The sequence below is a fragment of the Actinokineospora fastidiosa genome (genome assembly GCF_014648415.1).
Taxonomy (GTDB): Bacteria; Actinomycetota; Actinomycetes; order Mycobacteriales; family Pseudonocardiaceae; genus Actinokineospora; species Actinokineospora fastidiosa.
In genome coordinates, this window is record NZ_BMRB01000003.1 from 84,576 (window position 1) to 110,226 (window position 25,651).

Consider the following 25,651-nt stretch of genomic DNA (forward strand, 5'->3'; position numbering starts at 1 on the left):
TCCCCATGGTGACACAGCCATGCGGCTGCCGGGCAAGTGCGCATCGCCACTCACCGCCACTGACGGGCGACGTGTTCGGCCAGGTCGGCGAGGGTTCCGGCGGGGTCGGCCATGGCGGCGGCCACGGATCCGGCGTGCTCGGCCACGGCGTGCACCTCGGAGATGCCCACGGCCGCTGCCCTGGTGCGGCCGACGCTGGCCTGGCCGGCCAGGGCCAGGCACGGCACCCCGCGCTCGGCGGCGGCCTCGGCCACGCCGGTCACCAGCTTGCCGCGCAGGGACTGCCAGTCGAGGCTGCCCTCCCCGGTGATCACCAGCCCGGCCCCGGCCACGGCGGCGTCCAGGCCGGTCGCGCTGCGGACCAGCCCGGCGCCGGACGCGCGGGCCCCGCCGAGAGCCAGGATGGCCGCGCCGAGGCCGCCCGCGGCGCCCGCGCCGTCCTCGTCGGCGACCGGTTCGCGCCAGGCGGCCAGGACGTCAGCCCATCGGGCGAGGCCCGCCTCCAGCCGTTCGACCGCGGCTGGATCGGCGCCCTTCTGCGGCCCGAAGGTCGCGGCGGCGCCGTGCTGCCCGAGCAGGGGGTTGGTGACGTCCGTTGCGGCGATGATCTCGGGAAGGCCGTCCACGCCGCCGTCGATGCGCGCGCAGCGGGCCAGCGCGGTCCCGCCGGGGGGCAGCGGCGTGCCGTCCTCGGCGACGGCGACCGCGCCCAGGGCGGCCAGCATCCCCGCGCCGCCGTCGGTGGTGGCCGAGCCGCCCAGGCCGATGACCGCCCTGCGGTGGCCGCGCGCGGCGGCCAGCAGCTCGCCGACGCCGCGGGTGGTCACGGTCTCGCAGACAAGCGGACGCCGGTCCTTGGGCACCAGGTGCAGCCCGCACGCCTCGGCGGACTCGATGTAGGCGATGTCGTCGTGGCTCAGCCAGGTGGCGGTGACCGGTTCGCCCAGCGGCCCGGTGACGGTCTCGGTGCGCAGGGTCCCGCCGAGCGCGGTGTGCAGCACCTCGACGAACCCGGGGCCGCCGTCGGCCAGCGGGCGCAGGACCAGGTCGTGGTCGGGAGCGCCGCGGCGCCATCCGTCCGCGATCGCCGACGCGGCCTCGGCCGCGGTCAGCGTGCCGCCGAAGCAGTCGGGGGCTATGACGACTCGCACAAGCCGGAGCATAGCGATCAACGCGGTTGTCTTACCCTTGTCGTCGTGAGGTTCCTTCGCCGCAACTCGACGACCGACTCCGCCGACCAGGCCGAGGAGTCGGCCGTCACCGTCGGCGAGGACCCGTTGCCCAAGGGCTACACCCCCGGCAAGGGCCGCGCCACGCCCAAGCGCAACGAGACCGTGCGCAAGCGCGGCCCGGTCGCGCCCCCGCCGAAGACGACCCGCGAGGCCATCAAGCGCTCGCGCGGGTCGAAGGACCAGCGCAAGGAGCTGGCGGCCAAGCGCCGCGAGCAGCGCCTGCAGCAGCGCGAGCGCATGATGGCTGGCGACGACAAGTACCTGATGCCGCGCGACCGCGGCCCGGTCAAGGCCTACATCCGCGACCTCGTGGACTCCCGCCGCAACCTGCTGGGCCTGTTCATGCCGCTGGCGGTCGTGGTGTTCGTGGCGCTGCTGTTCCCGTCGCCGCTCGTGCAGTACTACGCGACCCTGGTCTGCCTGCTGATGCTCGTGGCGATGATCGGCGAGGCGATCCTGAACGGGCGGCGGGTCACCAAGCAGGTCCGGGCGAAGTTCCCCAAGGAGCACGTGCGCGGCTTCGGCGTCGGCTGGTACGCCTTCGTGCGCGCCACGCAGCTGCGCAGGCTGCGCGTCCCCAAGCCCCGGGTGCGCCCGGGCGACGCGGTGCGCTGACCGAACCCCCTGGTCACACTGTTCGTTAGCAGGACGAACTATGCTGGGCGCATGGAGTTTCGTCGCCTTGGCCGCAGCGGCCTGAACGTCAGTGAGATCTCGTACGGCAACTGGCTCACCCACGGCTCCCAGGTCGAGGAGGATGCCGCGCACGCCTGCGTGAAGGCGGCGCTGGACGCGGGCATCACGACCTTCGACACCGCCGACGTCTACGCCAACACCAAGGCCGAGGCCGTCCTCGGCCGGGCGCTGAAGGGGCAGCGCCGGGAGAGCCTGGAGATCTTCACCAAGGTCTTCTGGCCCACCGGCCCCGGCGGCCCGAACGACCGGGGGCTGGGCCGCAAGCACATCATGGAGTCCGCGCACGCCTCGCTGCGCAGGCTCGACACCGACTACGTCGACCTCTACCAGGCGCACCGGTTCGACCGGACCGTGCCGCTGGAGGAGACGATGCTCGCCTTCGCCGACCTCGTGCGGCAGGGCAAGGTCCTCTACGTCGGCGTCTCGGAGTGGAACGCCGAGCAGATCACCCGCGGCGCCGCGCTGGCCCGCGAGCTGAACGTGCCGCTGATCTCCAGCCAGCCGCAGTACTCGATGCTGTGGCGGGTCATCGAGTCCCAGGTCGTGCCCACCTGCGAGCGCGAGGGCATCTCGCAGATCGTCTGGTCGCCGATCGCCCAGGGCGTGCTGACCGGCAAGTACCAGCCGGGCGCCGAGCCGCCGGCGGGCTCCCGCGCCACCGACGAGGCAGGCGGCAAGAACATGATCTCCCGCTGGCTGCGCGACGACGTGCTGACCGCGGTGCAGAACCTGCGCCCGCTGGCCGACGAGGCCGGGCTGTCGCTGGCCCAGCTGGCCATCGCCTGGGTCCTGCAGAACCCGAACGTCGCCTCCGCCATCATCGGCGCGTCGCGGCCGGAGCAGGTCACCGAGAACGTCAAGGCCGCGGGCGTCAAGCTCGACGCCGACCTGATGGCCAAGATCGACGAGGTCCTCGCGGGCGTCGTCGAGACCGACCCGATGCTGACCGTCACGCCCTGACGCCGGACGCCGCGATGCCCCGCCGCCCCCTGGACGGCGGGGCATTTCGTTCTCTTGCGGATAATCCCGCGCTGGACCGGTAACTAGACTGGGGCCATGTCCGCACTGGCCCCCGCGCGCGCCGAATCCGACCTGTCCTTCCTCCTGGACCACACCGGGCACGTGCTGCGCACCCGGATGGCGGCGGCGCTCGCCGAGATCGGCCTGACCGCCCGCATGCACTGCGTGCTGGTCCACGCCCTGGAGCAGGAGCGCACCCAGATCCAGCTGGCCGAGATCGGCGACATGGACAAGACGACGATGGTCGTCACCGTCGACGCGCTGGAGAAGGCGGGGCTGGCCGAGCGCAGGCCGTCGAGCACGGACCGGCGCGCGCGGATCATCGCGGTCACCGAGAAGGGCGCCGAGCTGGCCAAGCGGAGCCAGGCCATCGTCGACGGCGTGCACCGGGCCGCCCTGGAGTCGCTGCCCACCAAGGACCGCCAAGCCCTGCTGCACGCACTGAACCTGCTGGTCAGCGGCCATCTGGCCGAGCCGGTCCCGGCTCCGGGCACGGCCCGGAGGGCGCGGGAGAGCACGAAGTAAGTCCGCGAGAGATTGTCTGTAACGGAACTATCCGCTACGGTCGCTCCTGTCGTTCCCGGAACAGGAGAGACCCATGACGTCCTCGCTCGACACCCCGCTGGGCACGCCCCGCGCCAACCGCTGGTCCGCGCTGGTCGTGCTGTCCTCGGCGGTGCTGATGACCATCCTCGACGGCAGCATCGTCACCGTCGCCATGCCCGCCATCCAGCGTGACCTCGGCTTCTCCCCCGCGGGCCTGAGCTGGACGGTCAACGCCTACCTGATCGCGTTCGGCGGGCTGCTGCTGCTGGCCGGGCGGATCGGCGACCTGGTCGGCCGCAAGACGATGTTCCTGGCCGGGAACGCCGTGTTCACCGCGGCGTCGCTGGTGGCTGGCGCGGCCGCCACGCCCGGCATGCTGATCGCCGCGCGGTTCCTCCAGGGCGCGGGCAGCGCGATGGCGTCCGCGGTGGTGCTCGGCATCCTGGTCACGCTGTTCACCGATCCGAGGGAGCGCGCGAAGGCGATCGGCGTCTTCAGCTTCACCGGGGCGGCGGGCGCGTCCATCGGCCAGGTGCTGGGCGGCGTCCTCACCGACGCGCTGAGCTGGCACTGGATCTTCCTCATCAACCTGCCGATCGGCGTGGCCACGGTCCTGCTGGCGGTCCGGGTGCTGCCGACCGACCGGGGCGCGGGCTGGTCGGCGGGCGCTGACGTGCTCGGCGCCGCGCTCGTCACCAGCGGCCTGATGCTCGGCATCTACACCGTGGTCAAGATCGAGCAGCACGGCCCGGCGGCGGCGCACACGCTCGGCCTCGGCGCGCTGTCGGTGGCGTTGCTGGCCGCGTTCGCCGTCCGTCAGGCGCGGGCCAGGACGCCGTTGATGCCGCTGCGGATCCTGCGGTCGCGCACGGTGGCGGGGGCGAACCTGGTGCAGGTCCTCACCCTGGCGGCGATGTTCGCGTTCCAGATCATCGTCGCGCTCTACCTGCAGAAGGTGCTGGGCTACGGCGCGCTGGCCACCGGGCTGGCGATGCTGCCCGCGGCGGTCGCGATCGGCGGCGTGTCGCTGTTCGCCTCCGCCCGCCTGACCGCCCGGTTCGGCGAACGCGCCGTGCTGCTGGCCGGGTTGGCGCTGCTGGCGGGCGCGATGGTCAAGCTCGTCTCGGTCCCGGTGGACGCCGACTACGTCGCCGACCTGCTTCCGGTCATGCTGCTGATCGCGGGCGGCGGCCTGGTCCTGCCCGCGCTGGCCGCCCTGGGCATGTCCGACGCGAAGCCGGACGACGCGGGCCTGGTGTCCGGGCTGTTCAACACCACCCAGCAGGTCGGCATGGCCGTGGGAGTCGCGGTGCTGTCCACTGTGGCCGCCGCCCGCACCGAGCGGGACCTGGCCGCAGGCCTCCCCGAGCCCGTCGCGCTCACCGCCGGCTACCAGGTGGCGTTCACGCTCGCCGCTGCCCTCCTCGCCGCCGCGTTCGTGGTCACGCTGACCGTCCTGCGCAAGTCCCCGCGCCCAACCGCCTGACGCCGTCGCGTGTGTCCACTGTGCTCCCCCGTCAGGGGGCGTGCAGGCTCATCGGGCCGTAGACGGTCTCCGTGTCGTCCATGAGGGTCACCTCGTCGACGCCCTGGTCGGCGAGGTCGCGCCAGTGCGCGGACAGCCACTCCTCGGCCGCGCCCTGGCCATCGAAGTTGTCGGAGGCGTCGCCCGAGGGGTGGTACCGCCAGAAGTAGGTCACGGTGGTCAACGGTAGCCTCCGCGGCCGTGACCAGGACGGTGGCGCCGAAGACGTTGGTACTGGGCGGAGCGCGGTCGGGGAAGTCGGCGCACGCCGAGGGGCTGGTGGGGGACGTGGCGCTCTACCTCGCCACCGCGCGGCGCATCGACGGGGACGGCGACTGGGACGCGCGGATCGCCGCACACGTCGCGCGCAGGCCCGCGACCTGGCGGACCGAGGAGACGCCGGACACCGACTCGCTGATCGGCCACCTCGACGCCGCCACCACCCCCGTCCTCGTCGACGACATCGCCACCTGGCTCGCCAACGCCATGGACGACGCGAACGCCTGGGACGGCGGGGTCGACATGACCTCCGCGCGGACCACCCTCGTGCACGCCGTCGAGCGCTGTGCGATGCCGGTCACTCTCGTCTCCGCCGAGGTCGGGTTGGGTGTCGTCCCGGCCACCCGCTCTGGCAGGCTTTTCCGGGACGAGCTCGGCGCGGTCAACGCGTCCCTGGCCGAGGTGTGCACCGACGTGCTGCTGCTGGTCGCGGGCCTGCCGCTGCGCCTGAAGTGATGGAGGCGACCTCAAGGTGAGCACCGAATTCCCCCGCGTCGACACCCCCAGCCGCGCGGCCGAGGACGCCGCTCTGCGGCGGCACGCGCGGCTCACCAAGCCGCTCGGGTCGCTGGGCAGGCTGGAGGCGCTGGGCGCGTGGGTAGCGGCCTGCCAGGACCGGTGCCCGCCGACGCCGTTCGCACGGGCACGGGTCGTGGTGTTCGCCGGAGACCACGGGATCGCCGCGTCCGGCGTGTCGGCCTACCCCAGCGAGGTCACCGGCCAGATGGTGGCGAACTTCGTCGCGGGCGGCGCGGCGATCAACGTCCTGGCCGCCGCGGCGGGCGCGACCGTCCGCGTGGTCGACATGGCCGTGAACGCCGACACCCCCGTGGGCGACCACAAGATCCGCCGCTCCTGCGGCTCGATCGACCGCGAGGACGCCCTCACCGACGAGGAGACCCGCGCGGCCATCGCCACCGGACGGGCGATCGCCGACGAGGAGGTCGACGGCGGCGCGGACCTGCTGATCGCGGGCGACATGGGCATCGGCAACACGACCCCGGCCGCGGTGCTGATCGCGGCGCTGACCGGGGCCGAGCCGGTGGCCGTCGTGGGCCGCGGCACCGGCATCGACGACCAGACCTGGATGCGCAAGGCCGTCGCCATCCGCGACGCGCTGCGCCGCGCGCGGGCCGCGGGCGGGGACCCCGTGGCGCTGCTGCGCACCTCGGCGGGCGCGGACCTGGCAGCGATGGCCGGGTTCCTGGCCCAAGCCGCCGTGCGCAAGACCCCGGTGATCCTCGACGGCGTCGTGGTGAGCGCGGCGGCGCTCGTGGCCGAGGACCTGGCCCCGGGCGCGAGCAAGTGGTGGGTTGCCGGGCACCGCTCCGTCGAGCCCGCGCACGCGCTGGTGCTGGAGCAGTTGGAGCTGGAGCCGATCGTGGACCTGGGGATGCGGCTCGGCGAGGGCTCCGGCGCCGCGGTGGCGCTGCCGGTGCTGACCGCGGCCGTGCGGGTCCTGGCGGAGATGGCGACCTTCGACGAGGCGGGGGTCAGCACGGCGGCCGGGGACTAGTGCGCCTCGCCTTCTCCTGGCTGACCGTCCTCCCGCTCCACGTGTCCTCGGTGGACAGGAAGCGGGCGGCGCGGGCGATCGCCGTGGCGCCGGTCGTCGGCATCGCGCTCGGCGGCGTCGTCGCGGGTCTACTGTGGACGGCTCAGTTCGTCGGCATGCCGCCGCTGCTGGCCGGTTTCCTCGCCGTGGCCTTCCTCGCGGCGACCACTCGCGGAATGCACATCGACGGGCTGGCCGACACCGCGGACGGCCTGGGCTGCTACGGCCCGCCCGAGCGCGCCCTCGCCGTCATGCGCGACGGCGGCGCGGGGCCGTTCGCCGTGGCCGCGCTGATCGTCGTCATGGGCGGGCAGGCCGCCGCGTTCGCCGCGCTGGAGCCCGATCGGCTCGGCGTCGCCGTGCTGGCCGTCGCGGCGGGCCGGATCGCCTTCACCGCCTGCTGCCTGCGCGGCGTCCCGGCCGCCCGGCCCGAGGGCCTGGGCGCGCTCGTGGCCGGGACGCAGCCGTGGCCCGTCCCCGCCGCCTGGCTGCTGGCAGCCATCGGCGCGGCGATCCTCGCCAGCCCGTGGGCGTGGACCGGCGTCGCGCTGGCCGCGGTGGTGGTCGCCGTCCTGGTCCGGCATGTGCGCCGCCGCATCGAGGGCGTCACGGGGGACGTCCTCGGCGCGGCGTGCGAGCTGGCCACGCTGGCCGTGCTCGTCCCGGGCGCCCTGTGACGCGGACGCCCGGGAGGCGTCACACGAGCCTGGTCATCCAGCCGTGCGTGTCGGCCACGCCGCCGCGCTGGATGCTGACGAGGCTTTCCCGCAGCTGGCTGCTCACCGGGCCGGTGCCGCCGTCGGCGATGTCGAACTCCCCGCCCGCGTGCTTCACGTGGCCGACCGGGGTGATGACCGCTGCCGTGCCGCAGGCGAAGACCTCGGTCAGCTCGCCGGACTCGGCCTTCTTCTCCCACTCGTCGGTGGAGATCCGCCGCTCCTCGACGCCGTAGCCGAGGTCCTTGGCCAGGGTCAGCAGCGAGTTGCGGGTGACGCCCGGCAGCAGCGAGCCGGACAGCTCGGGGGTGACCACCCGGGCGTTGGCGCCGGAGCCGAGGACGAAGAACAGGTTCATCCCGCCCATCTCCTCCACCCAGCGGCGCTCCACGGCGTCCAGCCAGACGACCTGGTCGCAGCCCTGCGACGCGGCCTCGGCCTGGGCGGCCAGCGACGCGGCGTAGTTGCCAGCGAACTTGGCCGCGCCCGTGCCGCCGGGGGCGGCGCGCACGTACTCGGCGGACAGCCACACCGTCACCGGCTTGAGGCCGCCGGCGAAGTAGGAGCCCGCGGGCGAGGCGATGCACACGTACAGGTACTCGGAGGAGGGCCGCACACCGAGCCCGGCCTCCGTGGAGATCATGAACGGCCGCAGGTAGAGCGATGCCTCGCCCTCCGACGGGACCCAGCGCTGGTCGATGGACACCAGCTCGCGCAGCGACTGCATGAACAGCTCGTCCGGCAGCTCCGGCATCGCGATGCGGCGCGCGGAGTCGCGGAAGCGGCTGGCGTTGGCCTCGGGGCGGAACGAGGCGATGGAGCCGTCGGGCTGGCGGTAGGCCTTGAGGCCCTCGAAGATGGCCTGCCCGTAGTGCAGCACCATCGCGGACGGGTCCAGCGAGATCGGGGCGAAGGGCTCGACGCGGGCGTCGTGCCAACCCTGGGCGGTGTCGTGGCGGATCGTCACCATGTGGTCGGTGAAGTACGCGCCGAACCCCGGCTTCGCCAATACCTCCGCGACCCGCTCCGGGGTCGCCGGCTTGGGGTTGGGAGTGATGGTGAATGGCGTCATGCGAGCACGGTATCCCCCCGCCCCGCCTGGGGAAATCGGTGTCCCGAGGATCGGACGTCCAACTATCGAACAATCACTCGATGTGACGATGAGATGACGCCCAGCACGCGATCCCGCCGATCGCCAGCACCCCCGCGCCGACCAGCAGCGCGGGCACGGAGACGTTCACCGAGAGCACCACGCACAGCGCCAGCCCGCAGCACCCCGACCGCACCCATGACGACCGCTCGGACCGCACGAGCAGCCGCGCCGCGGAGTTGACCATCGCGTAGTAGGCCAGCAGCAGCGTCACCGCGAGCGTCACCGCGAACGCGGGCGGCAGCAGCAGCGCCGCCAGCGCGGCGGCGGCCACGACCGCGACGGCCGCCCGGGACGGCAGCTCCGGCATCTCGTCGACGACCCGCGCCGCGTCGGCCAGCAGCGGGCGGACGGCGAGCACGGCCAGCGCGGCGACCCCGACCACCAGCAGCGGCGTCAGCGCCGCGCCGTCGGCCGCGGCCAGCGCGTCGCGCAGCGGCGCGGGCGAGACCGCCATCCTCGGCCCGCCGAGCTGGCGGAACAGCGCGAACACCACGACGCCCACCACGGCGACGCCGCAGGCGACCGCGCCGAGCGCGCGGCCCATGCCGCCACCGGACACCCGCTCGACCCCGGCCAGCCCGAGGAACAGCACGCCCGCCGCGGCGGCGGTGCCGCGCCAGTCGTCGGCCCCGGCCACGTCGACGGTTGCTCCGCCGGGCACAACCGGCACGATCAGAAGGCAGGTCGCGACCACAAGTCCGACTGTGACGATCACCACATACAGTGCCCACGCGGGCGGCCGCACGCGCGCGATGACGAGCGCGCCCGCGAGCACCACGATCACCACCGAGACCACCCGCGGCGCCGACGGCAGCACCGCCGGGCCCGCGAAGGCGGCCAGCGCGCCCGCCGCGACGATCCGCCCCGCGACGCCGAGCACGCCGGTGAACCGCGCCGCCCAGGCTCCCCGGGTGGCGTTGACGTGGGCGTATCCGCTCATCGGCCCGTTGATGGCGGTGAGGTCGACCAGGGAGGCCGCGGTGAGGCCCGCGGCGAGGGCGGTGATGGCGAGCCCGGCGAGCGCCCATCCGCCCGCCTCGGCCACCGCGCCGGAGGCGGCGAGCGTCGCCGCCGCCAGAGCGCCGAGCAGGAAACCTGGCACCATAACCGAGGTGGTGCCCGTCGCCTGTCCCAGATCTGTCACGGGCACAACCGTGCCAGACACCCGGGTGTTTCTCCAGCCGACTTCCGGTTGAAAGGTCAACGCAAGTCGTTAGCATGCGTCCACATCTCGCCCGGACCCACGAGGCCGAGGCGGACAGCGAAACCCGAGGAGCTCATTCAGTGACCGCCCCCAAGCTGGCCCTGGCCACCGCGTCCGCCGCGGAGGCCGCCGTCGACGCGCTCGTCATCGGCACCGTCCGCACGGAAGACGGCGTGGCCCTGCAGCCCGGCGCCGAGGCCGTCGACGCCGCCTTCGGGGGCGCCCTCGTCGAGACGCTGACCGCGCTGGGCGCGACCGGCAAGGCCGACGAGGTCGTCAAGCTCCCCGCCCTGGGCAAGATCAAGGCCACCGTCCTCGTCGCATCGGGCCTCGGCTCCGCCGACGAGGGCATCAGCGGCGAGCAGGTCCGCCGGGCCGCGGGCGCGGCGGCGCGCTCGCTCGTCGGCACCGCGCGCATCGCCAGCCTGCTGTCCACTCTGGACCTCCAGGCCGCCGTCGAGGGCGCCGTGCTGGGCGCGTACACCTTCACCGCGTACAAGTCCGAGCCGGAGAAGAAGAACCCGACCGTCAAGGTCGACTTCATCGCGCCGGAGGACGGCTCCGCCAAGGAGCACAAGGCCACGCTGAAGGCAGCGACCGCCATCGCCGAGGCCGTGACGACCACCCGCGACTTCATCAACACCCCGCCGAACGACCTCTACCCCGGCTCCTTCGCCGACAAGGCCGCCGCGCTGGGCCGCGCCGCGGGCCTGACCGTCGAGGTGCTCGACGAGAAGGCGCTGCGCAAGAACGGCTACGGCGGCATCATCGGCGTCGGCGGCGGCTCCGCCCGCCCGCCCCGGCTGGTCCGGCTGACCTGGAAGGGCGCGCGGGCCAAGGCCAAGGTCGCGCTGATCGGCAAGGGCATCACCTTCGACACCGGCGGCATCTCGATCAAGCCCGCGGCGTCCATGGACCAGATGACCTCGGACATGAGCGGCGCCGCAGCGGTCGTGGCCACCGTCGTGCTGGCCGCGAAGCTGAAGTACCCGCTGGAGGTCACCGCGACCGTCCCGATGGCGGAGAACATGCCCTCCGGCGACGCCTACCGCCCCGGCGACGTGCTCACCATGTACGGCGGCAAGACCGTCGAGGTGCTCAACACCGACGCCGAGGGCCGCCTGATCCTGGCCGACGCGATCGTGCGCGCCTGCGAGGACGCCCCGGACTACCTGATCGAGACCTCCACCCTGACCGGCGCGCAGGTCGTCGCCCTCGGCAAGCGCACGGCGGGCGTCATGGGCGAGCCCGCGTTCCGCGACCGCGTCGCCGAGCTGGGCCGCGCGGTCGGCGAGAACGCCTGGGCCATGCCGCTGCCCGAGGAGCTGCGCGCCGACCTGGACTCGCGCCTGGCCGACCTGGCCAACGTCGCGGGCCACCGCTGGGGCGGCATGCTGGCCGCTGGCGTGTTCCTCCGCGAGTTCGTCGCCGAGGGCGTGCCGTGGGCGCACATCGACATCGCAGGCCCGTCGTTCAACGACGGCGGCCCGTGGGGCTACACCAGCCGAGGCGGCACCGGCGTCCCGGTGCGCACCCTGGCCGCCGTGCTGGCGGACATCGCCGAGAACGGCTGATCCGACGCGCAGGGCCGGGGCTGACTCAGCCCCGGCCCTCCTTCTTCTGCCGCGCCATGTACTCGCGCATGCGCTTGGGATAGCCCACCCTGGCGACCTCGTAGACCGGGATCTGGCGCTTGCGGCCGAACTCCAGCGCCGCGTCGAAGTCGGCGATCCGCCGCCGCGTCCACTCCCCGTCGTGCGCGACCAGCACGACCGTGGTGTCGGTGACGTTCGTGCGCGGCTCGACGTAGGCCTCGACGCCCGTGCGGCTCGCCGCCCACTCCTCCAGGTGCGAGGTGTCCTGCTTGCTGGCCTGGCGCAGGGTGCCGGGCTTGCCCTTGCCGCGCTTGGGGCGCAGCTTGTCGAAAAGGCCCACGTCGCTCCCCCTCCGGGTTCGTGGTGCTTTCGTCCCATTGTTCCAGCGGTACCGACGGGTAACTCGATCGTGGCCCGAGACACCATGGCCACCTCGCAGCCCACCCCCGCGAAGTGGAAAGATAGCGCTGGTGGCTCGCCCGTTGACCACGCTGGGCGGCCTGGACCACGTAGTCGCTCGTCGAGGAGAACCCGTGACTGACACCCCCGCCACAGCCGACCTGGTGATCCTCGGTGGCGGCTCGGGCGGCTACGCGTGCGCCTTCCGCGCCGCCGAGCTCGGCCTTTCGGTGATCCTGGTGGAGAAGGACAAGGTCGGCGGCACCTGCCTGCACCGGGGGTGCATCCCGACCAAGGCGCTGCTGCACGCCGCCGAGGTCGCCGACCTCGCCCGCGAGGGCGACCAGTTCGGCGTGAAGTCCTCGCTGGAGGGCATCGACATCAACGGCGTGAACTCCTACAAGGACAAGATCGTCGCCGGTCTCTACAAGGGACTGCAGGGCCTGGTCAAGGCCAACAAGGTGACCTTCGTCGAGGGCGCGGGCACCTTCGTCGCGCCGAACGCCGTCGAGGTCGACGGCAAGCGCTACACCGGCAAGAACGTCGTGCTGGCCACCGGCTCGTACGCGCGCACGCTGCCCGGCCTGGAGATCGGCGGCCGGATCATCACCAGCGACCAGGCGCTCAACCTCGACTACATCCCGGAGAAGGTCGTCGTGCTCGGCGGCGGCGTCATCGGTGTGGAGTTCGCCAGCGTGTGGCGCTCCTTCGGCGCCGAGGTGACCGTGGTCGAGGCGCTGCCCAGGCTGGTGCCCGCCGAGGACGAGTGGGCCTCCAAGCAGCTCGAGCGCGCCTTCCGCAAGCGCAAGATCGGCTTCAAGACCGGCGTGCGGTTCACCGGGGCCACCCAGAGCGAGACCGGTGTCAGCGTCTCGTTGGAGTCCGGTGAGACGCTGGAGGCCGACCTGCTGCTGGTCGCCGTCGGCCGCGGCCCCAACAGCGCGGGCCACGGGTACGAGGAGGCCGGGGTGGCGATGGAGCGCGGCTTCGTCGTGACCGACGAGCGCCTGCGCACCAACCTGCCCAACGTCTACGCGGTCGGCGACTTGGTCCCCGGGCTGCAGCTGGCCCACCGCGGCTTCCAGCAGGGCATCTTCGTCGCCGAGGAGATCGCGGGCCAGAACCCGAAGGTGATCGACGAGGCGGGCATCCCCAGGGTGACCTACTGCAACCCGGAGGTCGCCTCCGTCGGCCTGACCGAGGCGCAGGCCAAGGAGAAGTTCGGCGGCGCGGAGACCCTGGTGTACGCCCTGTCCGGCAACGGCAAGAGCCAGATCCTCAAGACCTCCGGCGGGGTGAAGCTGGTCCGCGAGCCGAACGGGCCGGTCGTCGGGATCACCATGGTCGGCGAGCGGGTCGGCGAGCTGATCGGCGAGGCCCAGCTGATCTACAACTGGGAGGCCTTCCCGGAGGACGTGGCCCCGCTGGTGCATGCCCACCCGACGCAGAACGAGGCCCTGGGCGAGGCGTTCCTCGCCCTCGCTGGCAAGCCACTGCACGTGCACGGCTGACCGCAGGTCAGTCCCCAACCGACCCGTCAGCCCCAGCAAGTCCGAGGAGTCCTGGAAACCATGGCGTTCTCCGTAGAGATGCCCGCGCTTGGCGAGAGCGTGACCGAAGGCACCGTCACGCGGTGGCTCAAGCAGGAGGGCGACACCGTCGCCGTCGACGAGCCGCTGCTGGAGGTGTCCACCGACAAGGTCGACACCGAGATCCCCTCTCCCGCGGCCGGGGTGCTGCAGAAGATCGTGGCGCAGGAGGACGAGACCGTGGCCGTGGGCGGGCAGCTCGCGGTCATCGGTGATGGTTCCGGGGATTCCGCGCCGCAGTCCGGCGGTGACGTCGAATCCTCGTCCGGCCCGCAGGAGGCGACCGGGCAGCAGCCGTCGGAGCTGGCCGACGAGCCCGCGCCCGCGCCGCAGCCCTCCGCCGACGCGCCCAAGGGCGGCGGCCGGGGCGCCGACGTGACCATGCCCGCGCTGGGCGAGAGCGTCACCGAGGGCACCGTGACCCGCTGGCTCAAGCAGGTCGGCGACTCCGTCGAGGTCGACGAGCCGCTGCTGGAGGTGTCCACCGACAAGGTGGACACCGAGATCCCGTCGCCGGTGGCAGGCACGCTGCTGGAGATCACCGCGGGCGAGGACGCCACCGTCGAGGTCGGCGGCAAGCTCGGCGTGATCGGCGACAGCGCCGCCGCCCCGCAGGCCGCCGCTCCCGCTCCCCAGCCGGAGGCCCCGAAGCAGGAGGCGCCCAAGCCGGAGCCGAAGCCCGCCCCGCAGCCGGAGGCCCCCAAGCAGGAAGCCCCCAAGCAGGAGGCCCCGAAGGCGGAGGCGCCCAAGCCGGAGGCTCCCCAGCAGGACGAGGCCCCGCGCGACAGCTCGCCCTACGTGACGCCGCTGGTGCGCAAGCTGGCCGCCGAGCACGGCGTGGACCTGGCCACGGTCCGCGGCTCCGGCATCGGCGGGCGCATCCGCAAGCAGGACGTGCTGGCCGCAGCCGAGGCGGCGAAGGCCCCCAAGCCCGAGCCGACCGCCCCCGCCGCGGCGCGCACCCCGGCGGCCCCGAGCCGCCCGGTGCAGGTCGACACCACGCTGCGCGGCACCACGCAGAAGATGTCGCGGCTGCGCCAGACGGTGTCGCGCCGCATGGTCGAGTCGCTGCAGACGGCCGCGCAGCTCACCCAGGTCGTCGAGGTGGACATCACCAAGGTGGCCAAGCTGCGGGCGCGGTCCAAGGCGGCGTTCGAGCAGCGCGAGGGCGTCAAGCTGACGTTCCTGCCGTTCTTCGCCAAGGCCGCCGTCGAGGCGCTCAAGCAGCACCCGAAGCTGAACGCCTCGATCGACGACGAGACCAAAGAGGTCACCTACCACGCCGCCGAGCACCTGGGCATCGCCGTGGACACCGAGCGCGGCCTGCTCACCCCGGCGCTGCACAACGCCGGTGAGCTGAACCTGGCCGGGCTGGCGCACAAGATCGCCGACCTCGCCGAGCGCACCCGGGCCAACAAGGTGACCCCGGACGAGCTGTTCGGCGCCACGTTCACGCTGACCAACCTGGGCAGCCAGGGCGCGCTGTTCGACACGCCGATCATCCCGGTGCCGCAGGTCGGCATCCTGGGCGTCGGACTGGTCGTCAAGCGCCCGGTCGTGGTGACCGACGAGAACGGCGACGACACCATCGCCATCCGCTCGATGGTCTACCTGGCGCTGACCTACGACCACCGCCTCGTCGACGGCGCCGACGCGGGCCGGTTCCTCACCACGGTGAAGAACCGCCTGGAAGAGGGCGCGTTCGAGGCCGACCTGGGGCTGTAGAGCACCGTCCGTCGAACGGGCCGTCCCTCCTGGCGAGGGGCGGCCCGTCTCACATCCGCCCGGTCCTGCGCGCGTGCCTCGGGTCAGGGACGATCACCGTATGCGCGTAGTGGTCGCCGGAGCGTCCGGCTTCATCGGCACCGCCCTGGTCGCGCGGCTGCGCCGCGACGGCCACGACGTGGCGCGGCTGGTGCGCCGCGCCCCGATGGCTGGCGACGAGCGGGGCTGGGACCCGCCAGCCGGGAAGATCGACCCCGGCGCGCTCGACGGCGCGGACGCCGTGGTCAACCTGTGCGGGGCGCCGATGTGGACGCGGCGCTGGACCGGCGCGCGCAAGCAGGCGCTGGTCGACAGCCGGGTCGAGCCGACCGAGGTGCTGGCGGCCGCCGTCGCCGAGCACGGCGTCCCCGTCCTGCTGAACCAGTCGGCCACCGGCTACTACGGCGACACCTCCGGCACGGTGGACGAGTCCGGGCCTCAGGGCGCGGGTTTCACCGCCGAGCTGTGCGCGCGGTGGGAGCACGCGACAGCGGGCGCGGGCGACGCGCGCGTGGTCCGCATGCGCACCGGGCCCGTCTTGGCCGACCACGGCGGGATGCTGGGGCCGATCCGCCCATTCTTCGCCCTGGGGCTGGGCGGGCGGCTGGGCAGCGGCCGCCAGCACATGCCGTGGATCCACCTCGACGACGCCATCGCCGCGATGCTCTTCCTGCTGCGCGCGGACATCGCCGGTCCGGTCAACCTGGTCGGGCCGACCCCGGCGACCAACACCGAGTTCACCCGGGCCTTCGCCGAGACGCGCCGCCGCCCGGCCCCGTTCTTCGTGCCGAAGGCGGCGATGCGCCTGGCGATGGGCGAGCTGGCCGACGACGCCCTGCGCGACCAGCGCGTCCTGCCGAAGGTCCTGCTGGACAACGGCTTCCGGTTCACCTACCCGACCGTGCGGGACGCCCTGGCGGCCACCGAGGGCCGATGACCGTCGTCGGCGCGGGCGGGCTGCTGCTGATCGCGTTCCTGGTGCTCGGCGTGACCGTCGCGGACACGACGCCCACCGTGGACCGGATCGCCGCGGAGTCGCTGGGCGGCGGCTGGCAGCACACCGCGGGCGACATCGCGTTCGTGGGGAGTGCGGTGCTGGGCCCGGTCCTGCCGGTGCTCCTCGGGCTCGGGCTGCTGATCGGGGCCTGGACGCGCCGCCACGACGCCCGGCTGCGCGGCCTGCTGCTGCGCGCCGCCGTGCTGCTGGCGGTGTGCCGGACGGTGTCGCTGGCCAAGCCGCTGTTCGAGCGGGCGCGACCGCGCGAGTACCCCGACTTCAGCTTCCCGAGCGGGCACGTCGTGTCGGTGGCGTCGGTCGCGTTCACCGTGGTCGTGCTGTGCGCGTGGCTGGCCGTGCGGCGGCTGCGCGCGGTGGTGTGGTGGTCGGTCGCGGCGGTCGCGGCCGCCGCGCTGTGCCGGATGGTGCTGGACGTGCACTGGCTGACCGACGTCCTCGGCGCGACGCTGGGCGTGGTCGGGCTCGGCCTGCTCACCGCGACCGGGCTCGGCCTGCTGCCGGTGCGGTCGAGGAGCGTAGGGTCGCGGTCGTGAGCGCGCACATCTCCGCCCGCGCCGCCACCGAGCCGGTGGCCGTGCGCGAACTGGGCGTCATCGAGTACCTGCCCGCCTGGGACCTCCAGCGCGAGCTGGCCACCGCCCGCGCCGACGATCTCGGCCCGGACACCCTCCTGCTGCTGGAGCACCCGTCGGTCTACACCGCGGGCAAGCGCACCGAGCCCGCCGACCGCCCGACGGACGGCACCCCCGTCATCGACGTCGACCGCGGCGGCAAGATCACCTGGCACGGGCCGGGCCAGCTGGTCGGCTACCCGATCGTCAAGCTGTCCGACCCGATCGACGTGGTGCAGTACGTGCGCCGCATCGAGGAGGCCATGATCAGCGTGTGCGCGTCGTTCGGCCTGGAGACCGGCCGGGTCGACGGCCGCAGCGGCGTGTGGCTGGCCGGGGACGCCACCCGTCCGGAGCGCAAGATCGCCGCCATCGGCATCCGCGTCCAGCGCGGCGTCACGCTGCACGGCTTCGAGATCAACTGCGACGCCGACCTGACCGCCTTCGACCGCATCGTGCCGTGCGGCATCCGGGACGCGGGCGTCACCTCGCTGACCGCCGAACTGGGGCGCCGGGTGACCGTCGCGGAGGTCCTGCCCCTGGCGCGGGCGGCGGTGCTGGACGCGCTGGAGGGCGTGCTGCCGGTGCGCGAGCACGTGATCGAGCGCGCGCAGCCGACCAGCCCGGGCGTCACCTTCGCCCTGAGCTGACCCCTGGGCCGCATACCCGCCATCCGGCGCGCGCCGGATGGCGGGCAGGACGGGCCCGGCCACGCACCCGACCGGTCCTGGCCACCACCTCGCGCGCGCCGGTCGAGCACGAGGTAGACCGCACCTCCGAGCGGCAGGACGACACCAGCCGGTCCCCCTGTCACAACGGGCGGAACCGGACGGCGGCGGCCAGCGGAGCGTGGGGAAAGCCCGCGGCCAGCACGCGCCCCGGCTCCGGGGTCCCCGCCACCCAGAAGCCACCGGTCTCCCACACCGCGCCGAGGAAGTCGGCGGGCGCGGCGGGGAGCTTGACCACCAGCCGGGTGCCGTCGGCCAGCGTCGCCTTCCCGGAGGCCCTGGTCGGCGCGTCCGTGTGCGCCTTCCACGGGTCCATCACCGCGGACACCCACGTCCACGGCCCCGACGCCGGCCGGGCCACGGCGCGCCACGCGGGCAGGGCCACCATCAGCAGGGGCGCCATCCAGATCAGCACGAGCGGCGTGGCCGTGAGCACGAGCGCGTACCAGGGCCTGCCGATCTCCCACCAGATGAGGACGTAAGCCGCCGACCACGACGCCGCCACCGAGACGAGTAGCGCCGTGCTCCGGCGCATCGCCCGTGCCGCCAGGACGGCGGGGGTGAACGGGTCAGCGTCGACCGGCTCCACCGCCGCCGCCGCGACCAACTCCGTCGCGTTAGCGGCGAACACCCGGTGCGACCCGTCCGCCCTGACCATGAGCACCCGCGGTCCGGCGACCAGCCACGCGCGGCCGGTGCGGACCACGGCCTCCTCGTGCCCGGCGGGCAAGCGCACCGCCACCGGTCGCCCGAGGCCCACGTCGAGCACGGTGCGCCGCAACCCGGTCGCCCGCCGGAGGACCACCGCGGCGACCGGCTGCCACGGCTCGACGGCGAGCCGCCCCCTGCCCCGGGTCCAGCGCAGCGTGACCACTTTCCCGACGCACCAGGCCACCAGGTAGCAGGCCAGGACCGTCAGGATCAGCGCGTTCGCGAACGGGAGTTCGCCCGCGGCGACCCTCAGCCAGGCCGAGATGACCACAAACGGTACGACCGCGGGCAAGAGGAGCGACCACCGCCGCATATACACCGCGCGGGCGACCATGAGCGCGGTCGTGGGATCGGACAACGCGGGACCGGGCAGGACCGGAGCAGGGATCACACCGGTGACACCGCGAGCACGACGTCCCGTGTTACGACGCCGTGCGGCGCATGCCTTCCAGGACCCGCACGACCGTCGTCGACACCTCCGACACCGCGCGTTCCGGGTCGTGGGCGTCGGCGATGATCGCCGCGCCCATCGACAGGGCGCCGAACAGGATGCGCGACGTGGTCTCGATCGGCAGCTCGTCGATCTCGCCCGCGGCGATGAGCGATTCCAGGACCGCGCGCACCAGGCCGAAGCTGAAGTGCTCCTCGGCGGCGCGCCAGCGTTCCCAGCCCATCACGACCGGGCCCTCGTGGATGACGATCCGCTGGTAGGCGGGCTCCAGGCACACCCGGACGTACGCCTTCACGCCCCTGATCGCCCGGTCCCACACGCCCTCGGGGCCGCCCGCCACGACTTGGCCGAGCCGGGTCATCACGGCGACCTCGACGGCGTCGAACGCGGCCTCGAACAGCGCCTGTTTGCCGCTGAAGTGGTGGTAGAGCGCGCCCTTGGTCACCCGCGCGCGGCGGGCGACGGCGTCGAGGGACGTCGCGGCGTAACCGCCCTCGGTGAACAGCGAGACAGCGGAGTCGACCAGCGCCTGCCGGGTCGATTCGCTGTAGTCCGCTTTTCGCGACTGCGCTGTCACCACGTTCACAAGATTACGACATACCACGGGTACGTACTCGTGGTAGGTTGGCACCGTACCGACGGTATGCCGCAAACCCACGGTATGGCGCAGGTCACGCAGAGGGGACGAGACCATGAGCTGGACGGACTATTACCGCAGGCGAGACGCCCTGGACGCGGTGCTCGAACTGGCTCGGCACGACCTGGAGGGGCCGCTGCCCTTTCCGGAGCAGGCCGCCGCGGAATTCGCCGATCGGGGCGAGTTGCTGCTGGCGTTGCATTACCGGTGGTCGGTCCGCCTCACCGGCCGGGTGGGGCTGGCCCAGGCCGAGGCGGAGAAGGACGCCACCATCGATCCGGTCGAGGCCGTCGCGCAGGCGTGGCGGGCCACGGCCGCCGAGCACCCGGTGCTGCGCCGCGTGCTCGACGCCAACACCGACACCCACGGCGGCGTGCTCAGGCCCGCGATCGAGGGCGAGCAGCGGATGCTGGCCATCGCCTCCGGCCTGGCCGAGCACACCGAGCCCGCCGAGGAGATCGCCCGGGTCGGCGCGGCCTACCTCGCGCTGATCCGCAGCACGCCGAGCCGTGAGCGGCACCGGGGCAACCGGGTCGAGCAGTTCCTGCGCAGGCTGGTCGCCAGCGCCTGAGGCCCTTCTCATGGTGATCCCTCTAGCATGGGGGCGTACTCACCAGTAGGAAGGCGAGCCGATGGCGTGGTCCGAAGCCGACATCCCCGACCAGACCGGCCGGACGGTGCTGGTCACCGGCGCGAACTCCGGGCTGGGCCTGCGCAGCGCGCAGGTGCTCGCCGCGAAGGGCGCGCACGTGATCATGGCCTGCCGCTCGCCGGAGAAGGGCAAGGCCGCGCTGGCGACCATCGACGGCGCGGCCGAACTGCTCCAGCTCGACCTGGCCGACCTCGCCTCCGTGCGCAAGGCGGCCGAGGAGGTCCGCGAGCGCACCGGCGACCGGCTGGACGTGCTCATGAACAACGCCGGGATCATGGGCCCGCCCAAGGGCGCCACCGTCGACGGGTTCGAGCTGCAGATCGGCACCAACCACCTCGGCCACGCCGCGCTCACCTGGCTGCTGCTGCCCGCGGTCATCGGCCGCGTCGTCACCCTCTCCAGCCTCGCCCACCGCGGCCCCGGCCTCGACGTCGACGACCTGAACTGGGAGCGCCGCCGCTACCGCGCGGTCGGGGCGTACAGCGCCTCGAAGCTGGCCAACCTGATCTTCGCCATCGAGCTGGACCGGCGGCTGCGCGCTGCCGGGTCCGAGGTCGTCAGCGTCGCCGCGCACCCCGGCCTGACCGACACCGAGCTGGCCGCCAACTCCGCCCGCACCCGAGGCTCCGGCCGCTTCGGCCAGGCAGCGACCTCGATCGTCTCTTTCGGCAACCGACTCATCACCCAGTCCCTCCAGCGCGGCGCGCTGCCCCAGCTCTACGCGGCGACCGCCCCGGACGTCGCCGGCGGCGAGTACTTCGGGCCGCAGGGCATCGGCGAGGTCGCGGGCAGCCCCAAACGCGCCCGCGCGCGCTCCGCGGCCCGCAACGCCGACCTGGGACGACGCCTCTGGGAGCGCACCGCCGAGCTGACCGGGATCGCGCCCGCGCCCGAGTGACGCGCGTGATACCGGTCACCTCGGGGCGCGGCGTAGCCTGGCTGGCGTGACGGTGACGCCTGAGGGTCGGAAGCTGCTGCGACTGGAAGTGCGCAACAGCGAGACGCCCATCGAGAAGAAGCCCTCGTGGATCAAGACCCGGGCCAAGATGGGCCCGGAGTACCGCGAACTCAAGGGCCTCGTCCGACGCGAGGGCCTGCACACCGTGTGCGAGGAAGCGGGCTGTCCCAACATCTACGAGTGCTGGGAGGACCGCGAGGCGACCTTCCTCATCGGCGGCGACCAGTGCACGCGCCGCTGCGACTTCTGCCAGATCGACACCGGCAAGCCCGCCGAGTTCGACCGCGAGGAGCCGCGCCGGGTCGCCGAGTCCGTCCAGGCGATGGGCCTACGCTACTCGACGGTGACCGGCGTCGCCCGCGACGACCTGCCCGACGGCGGCGCGTGGCTGTACGCCGAGACGGTGCGCCAGATCCACGCGCTCAACCCCGGCACGGGCGTCGAGCTGCTGATCCCGGACTTCAACGCCGAGCCCGACCAGCTCGCCGAGGTGTTCTCGTCGCGCCCCGAGGTGCTCGCGCACAACGTCGAGACGGTGCCGCGCATCTTCAAGCGCATCCGCCCGGCGTTCCGGTACGAGCGCTCGCTGGAGGTCATCACCCGGGCCCGCGCCGAGGGCCTGGTCACCAAGTCCAACCTGATCCTGGGCATGGGCGAGACCCCCGACGAGGTCACCGCCGCGCTGCGCGACCTGCACGCCGCGGGCTGCGAGATCATCACGATCACCCAGTACCTGCGCCCGAGCGTGCGCCACCACCCCGTGGAGCGCTGGGTCAAGCCCGAGGAGTTCCTGGAGCACAAGGAGGCCGCGGAGGCGATCGGGTTCGCAGGCGTCATGGCCGGTCCGCTGGTGCGCTCGTCCTACCGCGCGGGCAGGCTCTACACGCAGGCGGTCGCGCACCGCGGCGACACCGTCCCGGAGAACCTGCGGCACCTCGCCGAGGCGGGCGACGCCCGTCAGGAGATCACGGCCCTACTCCGGAAGTGAGACCTCAGGGTCATCTCCTGGTCTGATTCAGGGTGGAACCCGGTTATGCCACGCTCCCTCTGAACGAGAGACTGCACGGGCGGCGCCAGAGGGGGGCCGCGGTTCTTGAGGGGGTTACGTGGCTCTGCTGACCGACGTCCTGGAATGGCTCCAGGCGCTGCCGCAGCCCGCGCTGGTCGCCGCCACCGGCGGGCTGGTGCTGGCCGAGTGCACCGTGGGGCTGGGGTTCATCGCGCCCGGTGAGGGCGGTCTGCTCATCGCCGCGACGACGGTGGACACCCCCGCGCGCTTCCTGGTGCTGTGGGCGGTGGTCACCGTCTGCGCGGGCATCGGCGACTCCATCGGCTACGGCATCGGCAGGCGGTTCGGCCCCAGGCTGCGGGAGACCAAGCTCATCCAGAAGTACGGCGTGGACGGTTGGGACAAGGCCACCGGGATCCTGCGCAGGCGCGGGGCGTGGGCGGTGTTCTTCGCCCGGTTCCTGCCGGTCGTGCGCACGCTGACCCCGGCGGCCGCGGGCACGTCCGGCCTGCCGTACCGCAAGTTTCTGCCCGCCGTGGTCGCGGGGGCGGCGTGCTGGTCGGCCGTCCACATCGCCATCGGCGCGGCGTTGGGCGAGGCGGCCAAGGAGATCGAGAAGCACATGGGCCGAGGCGGCGCCTTCATCGTCGGCGGCGCGGTGCTGATCTTCGTGATCGTCCACATCCTCCGCAAGCGGAAGAAGAACGCCACCGCCCCCGCGACCGCCCTGGCCGCCGAGTCGGCCGACCCGGACGAGGACCTCGAGCCCGCCCGCTAGAACGCCTTGCCGACTAGTCGGCGAACGCGGCACAGAGTTCGGCCTCCCAGCGCGGCGGCACCAGCGCTGGGACGGCCAACTCCTGCAGGTAGCTCCGCCTGCGCACGGCGGTGACCGTCTCCTTCCACCGCTGCAGCACCCAGGCGGTGACAGCGCACCGCAGCAGTGCTTCCGCGGCCACTTCGCGGTCCGCCCGCGGCCTCGGAAGCCGTGCCAACTCCTGGAAGCCCCGCAGATCCGTCGGAGCCTCTTCCGGCAAATCCACCGGCCACTCCACCGCCTTGGCCTGCTTGCGCTCCGCGACCGCCTCAGCACAGGCCGCCCGGATTCCCACGATCTCGCGGTAACCATCCACAAGCGACACAACCCGCGGCGCGGCCCCCTCGACCCCCGCCGCCTTCCGCAACTCGCCCAGGATCTCCACCCCACCGGCCGGGTCGACGTCAATCAACGCCCGCTGAGCACAACACCCGACCATCCACGAGGCGGCATCCCCCAACGCCTCCTCCACCGGCACAACCCAAGCACCGGTAGCCAACCCATCCGCGCTGACCTGCCACAACGCCACGAAGTCGTCATCCCGACACAGCACGACGTGCCCGATCATGGTCCGCCCGTCAGCGGCTCTGGTCGTGATAGTCCGGGCAACCGGCGCGATCTCCTCGACCACCTGACCTCCTCGTGATCACTGTTCCCGGTGACGATATGCCCCGAGCAGTCGCCCGAGAGCCAGGACAACCCGGACGCCCGATTGCCCGGCTATGCGGGCATCGCCGATCGTAGGCTGATGATCTCCTCGGCCACCCTCGTCGACCTCGGCTTCACCGTCGTGGAGGCGGACGTGCTCGCCGCGTGGGGCCAGGTCGCGGGGGCGATGGCCACGGTCGCCGCGGTCGTGGTCGCCTTCTGGATCGCCCTGCGCGACAGCAGGCACCGCGACGCCGAACGCCGCGACAGCGAGTCCGCCCACGCCCGCCTGCTCTCCGCGGCCCGCGCCGAGAACCCGCCCGCCCTGCGCATCTCCTACACCAACTTCGGCGCCTTCCCGATCACCAGCGTCCGCCTAACCGCCCTGTACGGCCGCTGCGGCGACATCAAGACCACCACGTGGCACATCGACGGCACAGCAGCCCCCTACGTCCTCGGCGCGGTAGCCCCAGGCAAGACGGTGACCACCCCACCCATCACCGTCACCTGGCCCGAGGAAGCCGACCCGGTCGCCGCCCTCTACTACCCCACAATCGTCTTCCACGACGCCAACGGCCGCTGGTGGGAGCGCACCGCCCACGAACAACCCAAACGCCTCCTCGAAACCCCACCCCTCATCGCCCGCCTACCGACGGCCGATTAACCGGAAACACACCGCCCAACGTCAAGCGACAGATTTATCGGCGAGCATCCGACCGCACCAGCCCCGCGGCTGTTCGCCTGGCAACGCGCTCCGCGACTTCTGTTCGGAGCGTGGTTTGAATGATCTACGTTCTGGTGGGCGCAGCAGGATTTGAACCTGCGACCGCTCGGGTGTAAACCGAGTGCTCTTCCGCTGAGCTATACGCCCGCAAGGCCCCACGGGGGCGAACCCGCGGAACCCCACAAACACTAGGCCAGTTCGGCCACTGCCTTCTTCCAGGCGGCCTGGTCGCGGGCCTCGCCGGGGGCGTTGACCTCGGTGTAGCGGACGGTGCCGGTCTTGTCGATCAGGAAGGTGCCGCGCAGGGCCAGGCCCGCGTCCTCGTGGAAGACGCCGTAGGTCTTGGCGACCTCGCCATGCGGCCAGAAGTCCGAGAGCAGGGGGAAGGTGTAGCCCTGCTGGTCGGCCCACGCCTTGAGGCTGAAGGGGGTGTCCACGGACACGCCGATGACCTGGACGTTCTTGTCGGAGTACTCCGACAGCTCGTCGCGGACCTGGCAGAGCTCGCCCTGGCAGATGCCGCTGAACGCGAACGGGTAGAACACCAGCAGCACGTTCTTCTCGCCCTGGAACGAGGACAGCGTGACGGGCTGCTTGTTGTAGTCGTTGAGCGTGAAGTCCGGGGCCTTGGAGCCGACCTCGATCGCCATCGTGCGGAGTCCTCCGATTACTCAAGGGCCTGGTACAGCGCCCAAGCCTAGGGCACCCGGACGGACCGCCGCCCGGGTGTTCGTCCGGTGGGACTCAGCGTTTGGTCTTCACCGACTTCGGCGAGACCAGCCGGGTGCCGATCCAGTCGTCGCCCACGCTGATGCTGGAGGTCTGCGCGAGGCCAGCGGTCGGCGCCGCCTCGGCGATCTCGCTCGGCTCGACGTGGGCCGGACGGCCGGTCTTGGGAGTCAGGACCCAGATCACCCCGCTGTCGGCCAGCGGCCCGATGGCGTCCATGAGCGCGTCGACGAGGTCGCCGTCTCCCTCCCGCCACCAGAGCAGGACGACGTCGACGACTTCGTCGGCGTCCTCGTCGAGCAACTCGCTGCCGATGCGCTCCTCGACAGCTGCGCGGATCTCATCGTCGACGTCCTCGTCCCAGCCGATCTCCTGGACGACGTCGTCTTCTGTGATCCCCAGTTTGTCGGCGACGCCTGCGTACCCGGCGTCTCCCGCGGCCACCACGGTGTCTTTCCTCCAGTCCCGCTCACACGTCCCGCCGGGCGTTCTCGTCCCGTCCGAGGAGCGTAATGCCTGTTCGGTTAGGCGATAGCGAACACTGACAGTGCCCACCTGCGCAACCGTCTGCTTCCCGACACGCCGCGATGGTGTACGCGGGGCCGCGCCCGGGCACCCCTACTGACCAGTAACGATGACGTCAATCTCGATTCAGCGGAACATGGCAGAGTGGTTCCTACACGCG

28 protein-coding genes and 1 tRNA gene are annotated in these 25,651 nt (G+C 72.7%); 18 read left to right on the forward strand and 11 right to left on the reverse strand.

The window, feature by feature from the left end:
- Positions 1–50: 50 nt before the first annotated feature.
- The gene (locus IEY98_RS19245) at positions 51–1,151 is read right to left on the reverse strand and encodes a glycerate kinase family protein (protein ID WP_189211966.1); all 1,101 of its coding nucleotides are present in this window, start codon (positions 1,149–1,151) and stop codon (positions 51–53) included.
- A 45-nt stretch (positions 1,152–1,196) separates the two neighbouring features.
- On the opposite strand from IEY98_RS19245, the gene IEY98_RS19250 reads away from it, so the two are divergent.
- The 4 genes from IEY98_RS19250 (at position 1,197) to IEY98_RS19265 (ending at position 4,980) form a co-directional block, all read left to right on the forward strand.
- Entirely contained in the window at positions 1,197–1,847 is a 651-nt protein-coding gene (locus IEY98_RS19250) for a DUF3043 domain-containing protein (protein ID WP_189211967.1), read from the forward strand.
- Positions 1,848–1,898: 51 nt separating this feature from the next.
- Positions 1,899–2,888 carry an aldo/keto reductase family protein gene (locus IEY98_RS19255; RefSeq protein ID WP_189211968.1) on the forward strand — a complete coding sequence of 330 codons (990 nt, stop codon included), beginning with the start codon at positions 1,899–1,901 and terminating at the stop codon, positions 2,886–2,888.
- 96 nt (positions 2,889–2,984) lie between these two features.
- On the forward strand, positions 2,985–3,473 hold the full coding sequence (locus tag IEY98_RS19260) for a MarR family winged helix-turn-helix transcriptional regulator (RefSeq protein ID WP_189211969.1): 489 nt from the start codon (positions 2,985–2,987) through the stop codon (positions 3,471–3,473).
- Positions 3,474–3,546: 73 nt separating this feature from the next.
- Positions 3,547–4,980, forward strand: coding sequence for an MFS transporter (locus IEY98_RS19265; protein ID WP_189211970.1), 1,434 nt, complete (start codon positions 3,547–3,549; stop codon positions 4,978–4,980).
- Between the two features lie 31 nt (positions 4,981–5,011).
- On the opposite strand, the gene IEY98_RS19270 is transcribed toward IEY98_RS19265, so the two are convergent.
- Positions 5,012–5,203, reverse strand: a complete 192-nt coding sequence (locus tag IEY98_RS19270) for a hypothetical protein (protein ID WP_189211971.1) — start codon at positions 5,201–5,203, stop codon at positions 5,012–5,014.
- A 17-nt stretch (positions 5,204–5,220) separates the two neighbouring features.
- Here IEY98_RS19270 and IEY98_RS19275 point away from each other — a divergent pair, with 17 nt between their 5' ends.
- The 3 genes from IEY98_RS19275 to IEY98_RS19285 are packed head-to-tail and all read left to right on the forward strand — an operon-like array spanning position 5,221 to position 7,530.
- A complete protein-coding gene (locus tag IEY98_RS19275) occupies positions 5,221–5,754 on the forward strand; it encodes a bifunctional adenosylcobinamide kinase/adenosylcobinamide-phosphate guanylyltransferase (RefSeq protein ID WP_229787080.1) in 534 nt (177 codons plus the stop codon).
- A 16-nt stretch (positions 5,755–5,770) separates the two neighbouring features.
- Entirely contained in the window at positions 5,771–6,814 is a 1,044-nt protein-coding gene (gene cobT, locus IEY98_RS19280) for a nicotinate-nucleotide--dimethylbenzimidazole phosphoribosyltransferase (protein ID WP_189211972.1), read from the forward strand.
- Positions 6,814–7,530, forward strand: coding sequence for an adenosylcobinamide-GDP ribazoletransferase (locus tag IEY98_RS19285; protein WP_189211973.1), 717 nt, complete (start codon positions 6,814–6,816; stop codon positions 7,528–7,530). Before cobT ends, IEY98_RS19285 begins: the two co-directional genes overlap by 1 nt.
- A 19-nt stretch (positions 7,531–7,549) precedes the next feature.
- Here IEY98_RS19285 and IEY98_RS19290 read toward each other — a convergent pair whose 3' ends face one another.
- Together IEY98_RS19290 and IEY98_RS19295 are read right to left on the reverse strand one after the other, a co-directional pair.
- Positions 7,550–8,641, reverse strand: coding sequence for a branched-chain amino acid aminotransferase (locus IEY98_RS19290; RefSeq protein ID WP_189211974.1), 1,092 nt, complete (start codon positions 8,639–8,641; stop codon positions 7,550–7,552).
- A gap of 73 nt (positions 8,642–8,714) precedes the next feature.
- Positions 8,715–9,866 (reverse strand): hypothetical protein, encoded by a 1,152-nt coding sequence (locus IEY98_RS19295; protein ID WP_189211975.1) that lies wholly within the window; start codon positions 9,864–9,866, stop codon positions 8,715–8,717.
- Positions 9,867–10,006: 140 nt separating this feature from the next.
- Here IEY98_RS19295 and IEY98_RS19300 point away from each other — a divergent pair, with 140 nt between their 5' ends.
- Positions 10,007–11,500 (forward strand): leucyl aminopeptidase, encoded by a 1,494-nt coding sequence (locus tag IEY98_RS19300; RefSeq protein ID WP_189211976.1) that lies wholly within the window; start codon positions 10,007–10,009, stop codon positions 11,498–11,500.
- 25 nt (positions 11,501–11,525) lie between these two features.
- Here the strand turns inward: IEY98_RS19300 and IEY98_RS19305 are convergent, their stop codons facing one another.
- Complete coding sequence (locus IEY98_RS19305) at positions 11,526–11,861, reverse strand: oxidoreductase (RefSeq protein ID WP_189211977.1); 336 nt, start codon at positions 11,859–11,861, stop codon at positions 11,526–11,528.
- Between the two features lie 193 nt (positions 11,862–12,054).
- Between IEY98_RS19305 and lpdA the strand changes: the two genes are divergently transcribed.
- The 5 genes from lpdA (at position 12,055) to lipB (ending at position 17,552) form a co-directional block, all read left to right on the forward strand.
- Complete coding sequence (lpdA, locus tag IEY98_RS19310; protein ID WP_189211978.1) at positions 12,055–13,431, forward strand: dihydrolipoyl dehydrogenase; 1,377 nt, start codon at positions 12,055–12,057, stop codon at positions 13,429–13,431.
- 60 nt (positions 13,432–13,491) lie between these two features.
- Entirely contained in the window at positions 13,492–15,234 is a 1,743-nt protein-coding gene (gene sucB / locus IEY98_RS19315) for a 2-oxoglutarate dehydrogenase, E2 component, dihydrolipoamide succinyltransferase (protein WP_189211979.1), read from the forward strand.
- Between the two features lie 100 nt (positions 15,235–15,334).
- On the forward strand, positions 15,335–16,210 hold the full coding sequence (locus tag IEY98_RS19320) for a TIGR01777 family oxidoreductase (protein ID WP_189211980.1): 876 nt from the start codon (positions 15,335–15,337) through the stop codon (positions 16,208–16,210).
- Positions 16,207–16,824: a phosphatase PAP2 family protein gene (locus IEY98_RS19325; RefSeq protein WP_189211981.1), complete on the forward strand. Its 618-nt coding sequence runs from the start codon at positions 16,207–16,209 to the stop codon at positions 16,822–16,824. Before IEY98_RS19320 ends, IEY98_RS19325 begins: the two co-directional genes overlap by 4 nt.
- Positions 16,821–17,552, forward strand: coding sequence for a lipoyl(octanoyl) transferase LipB (lipB, locus tag IEY98_RS19330; RefSeq protein WP_229787081.1), 732 nt, complete (start codon positions 16,821–16,823; stop codon positions 17,550–17,552). The genes IEY98_RS19325 and lipB overlap by 4 nt, the downstream gene beginning before the upstream one ends.
- A gap of 160 nt (positions 17,553–17,712) precedes the next feature.
- Here the strand turns inward: lipB and IEY98_RS19335 are convergent, their stop codons facing one another.
- Positions 17,713–18,732 carry a hypothetical protein gene (locus IEY98_RS19335; protein ID WP_189211982.1) on the reverse strand — a complete coding sequence of 340 codons (1,020 nt, stop codon included), beginning with the start codon at positions 18,730–18,732 and terminating at the stop codon, positions 17,713–17,715.
- A 31-nt stretch (positions 18,733–18,763) separates the two neighbouring features.
- Complete coding sequence (locus tag IEY98_RS19340) at positions 18,764–19,369, reverse strand: TetR/AcrR family transcriptional regulator (protein WP_229787187.1); 606 nt, start codon at positions 19,367–19,369, stop codon at positions 18,764–18,766.
- Between the two features lie 115 nt (positions 19,370–19,484).
- Here IEY98_RS19340 and IEY98_RS19345 point away from each other — a divergent pair, with 115 nt between their 5' ends.
- The 4 genes from IEY98_RS19345 to IEY98_RS19360 all read left to right on the forward strand — a co-directional run bounded on the left by IEY98_RS19345 (position 19,485) and on the right by IEY98_RS19360 (position 22,826).
- Complete coding sequence (locus IEY98_RS19345) at positions 19,485–20,000, forward strand: hypothetical protein (RefSeq protein ID WP_189211984.1); 516 nt, start codon at positions 19,485–19,487, stop codon at positions 19,998–20,000.
- Between the two features lie 61 nt (positions 20,001–20,061).
- On the forward strand, positions 20,062–20,979 hold the full coding sequence (locus IEY98_RS19350; RefSeq protein WP_189211985.1) for an oxidoreductase: 918 nt from the start codon (positions 20,062–20,064) through the stop codon (positions 20,977–20,979).
- Positions 20,980–21,025: 46 nt separating this feature from the next.
- Positions 21,026–22,027, forward strand: coding sequence for a lipoyl synthase (lipA, locus tag IEY98_RS19355; RefSeq protein WP_189211986.1), 1,002 nt, complete (start codon positions 21,026–21,028; stop codon positions 22,025–22,027).
- Positions 22,028–22,145: 118 nt separating this feature from the next.
- On the forward strand, positions 22,146–22,826 hold the full coding sequence (locus tag IEY98_RS19360) for a DedA family protein (RefSeq protein ID WP_189211987.1): 681 nt from the start codon (positions 22,146–22,148) through the stop codon (positions 22,824–22,826).
- 13 nt (positions 22,827–22,839) lie between these two features.
- Here IEY98_RS19360 and IEY98_RS19365 read toward each other — a convergent pair whose 3' ends face one another.
- Entirely contained in the window at positions 22,840–23,496 is a 657-nt protein-coding gene (locus tag IEY98_RS19365; RefSeq protein WP_189211988.1) for a DUF6218 family protein, read from the reverse strand.
- Positions 23,497–23,523: 27 nt separating this feature from the next.
- Here IEY98_RS19365 and IEY98_RS19370 point away from each other — a divergent pair, with 27 nt between their 5' ends.
- Entirely contained in the window at positions 23,524–24,177 is a 654-nt protein-coding gene (locus IEY98_RS19370) for a hypothetical protein (protein WP_189211989.1), read from the forward strand.
- A gap of 132 nt (positions 24,178–24,309) precedes the next feature.
- Here the strand turns inward: IEY98_RS19370 and IEY98_RS19375 are convergent.
- From IEY98_RS19375 to IEY98_RS19385, 3 genes are all read right to left on the reverse strand, one after another.
- Positions 24,310–24,384, reverse strand: a tRNA-Val gene (locus tag IEY98_RS19375).
- 41 nt (positions 24,385–24,425) lie between these two features.
- Positions 24,426–24,887 (reverse strand): peroxiredoxin, encoded by a 462-nt coding sequence (locus IEY98_RS19380; RefSeq protein ID WP_189211990.1) that lies wholly within the window; start codon positions 24,885–24,887, stop codon positions 24,426–24,428.
- Positions 24,888–24,981: 94 nt separating this feature from the next.
- Positions 24,982–25,413 (reverse strand): DUF3052 domain-containing protein, encoded by a 432-nt coding sequence (locus IEY98_RS19385; protein WP_189211991.1) that lies wholly within the window; start codon positions 25,411–25,413, stop codon positions 24,982–24,984.
- Positions 25,414–25,651 lie beyond the last annotated feature (238 nt).

Coding starts and splice junctions, on each gene's coding strand:
- IEY98_RS19320 (WP_189211980.1), top strand. CDS start 15,335: ATGCGCGTAGTGGTCGCCGGAGCGTCCGGCTTCATCGGCACCGCCCTG.
- IEY98_RS19350 (WP_189211985.1), top strand. CDS start 20,062: ATGGCGTGGTCCGAAGCCGACATCCCCGACCAGACCGGCCGGACGGTG.
- IEY98_RS19325 (WP_189211981.1), top strand. CDS start 16,207: ATGACCGTCGTCGGCGCGGGCGGGCTGCTGCTGATCGCGTTCCTGGTG.
- IEY98_RS19255 (WP_189211968.1), top strand. CDS start 1,899: ATGGAGTTTCGTCGCCTTGGCCGCAGCGGCCTGAACGTCAGTGAGATC.
- IEY98_RS19345 (WP_189211984.1), top strand. CDS start 19,485: ATGAGCTGGACGGACTATTACCGCAGGCGAGACGCCCTGGACGCGGTG.
- IEY98_RS19265 (WP_189211970.1), top strand. CDS start 3,547: ATGACGTCCTCGCTCGACACCCCGCTGGGCACGCCCCGCGCCAACCGC.
- IEY98_RS19380 (WP_189211990.1), bottom strand. CDS start 24,887: ATGGCGATCGAGGTCGGCTCCAAGGCCCCGGACTTCACGCTCAACGAC.
- IEY98_RS19290 (WP_189211974.1), bottom strand. CDS start 8,641: ATGACGCCATTCACCATCACTCCCAACCCCAAGCCGGCGACCCCGGAG.
- IEY98_RS19260 (WP_189211969.1), top strand. CDS start 2,985: ATGTCCGCACTGGCCCCCGCGCGCGCCGAATCCGACCTGTCCTTCCTC.
- sucB (WP_189211979.1), top strand. CDS start 13,492: ATGGCGTTCTCCGTAGAGATGCCCGCGCTTGGCGAGAGCGTGACCGAA.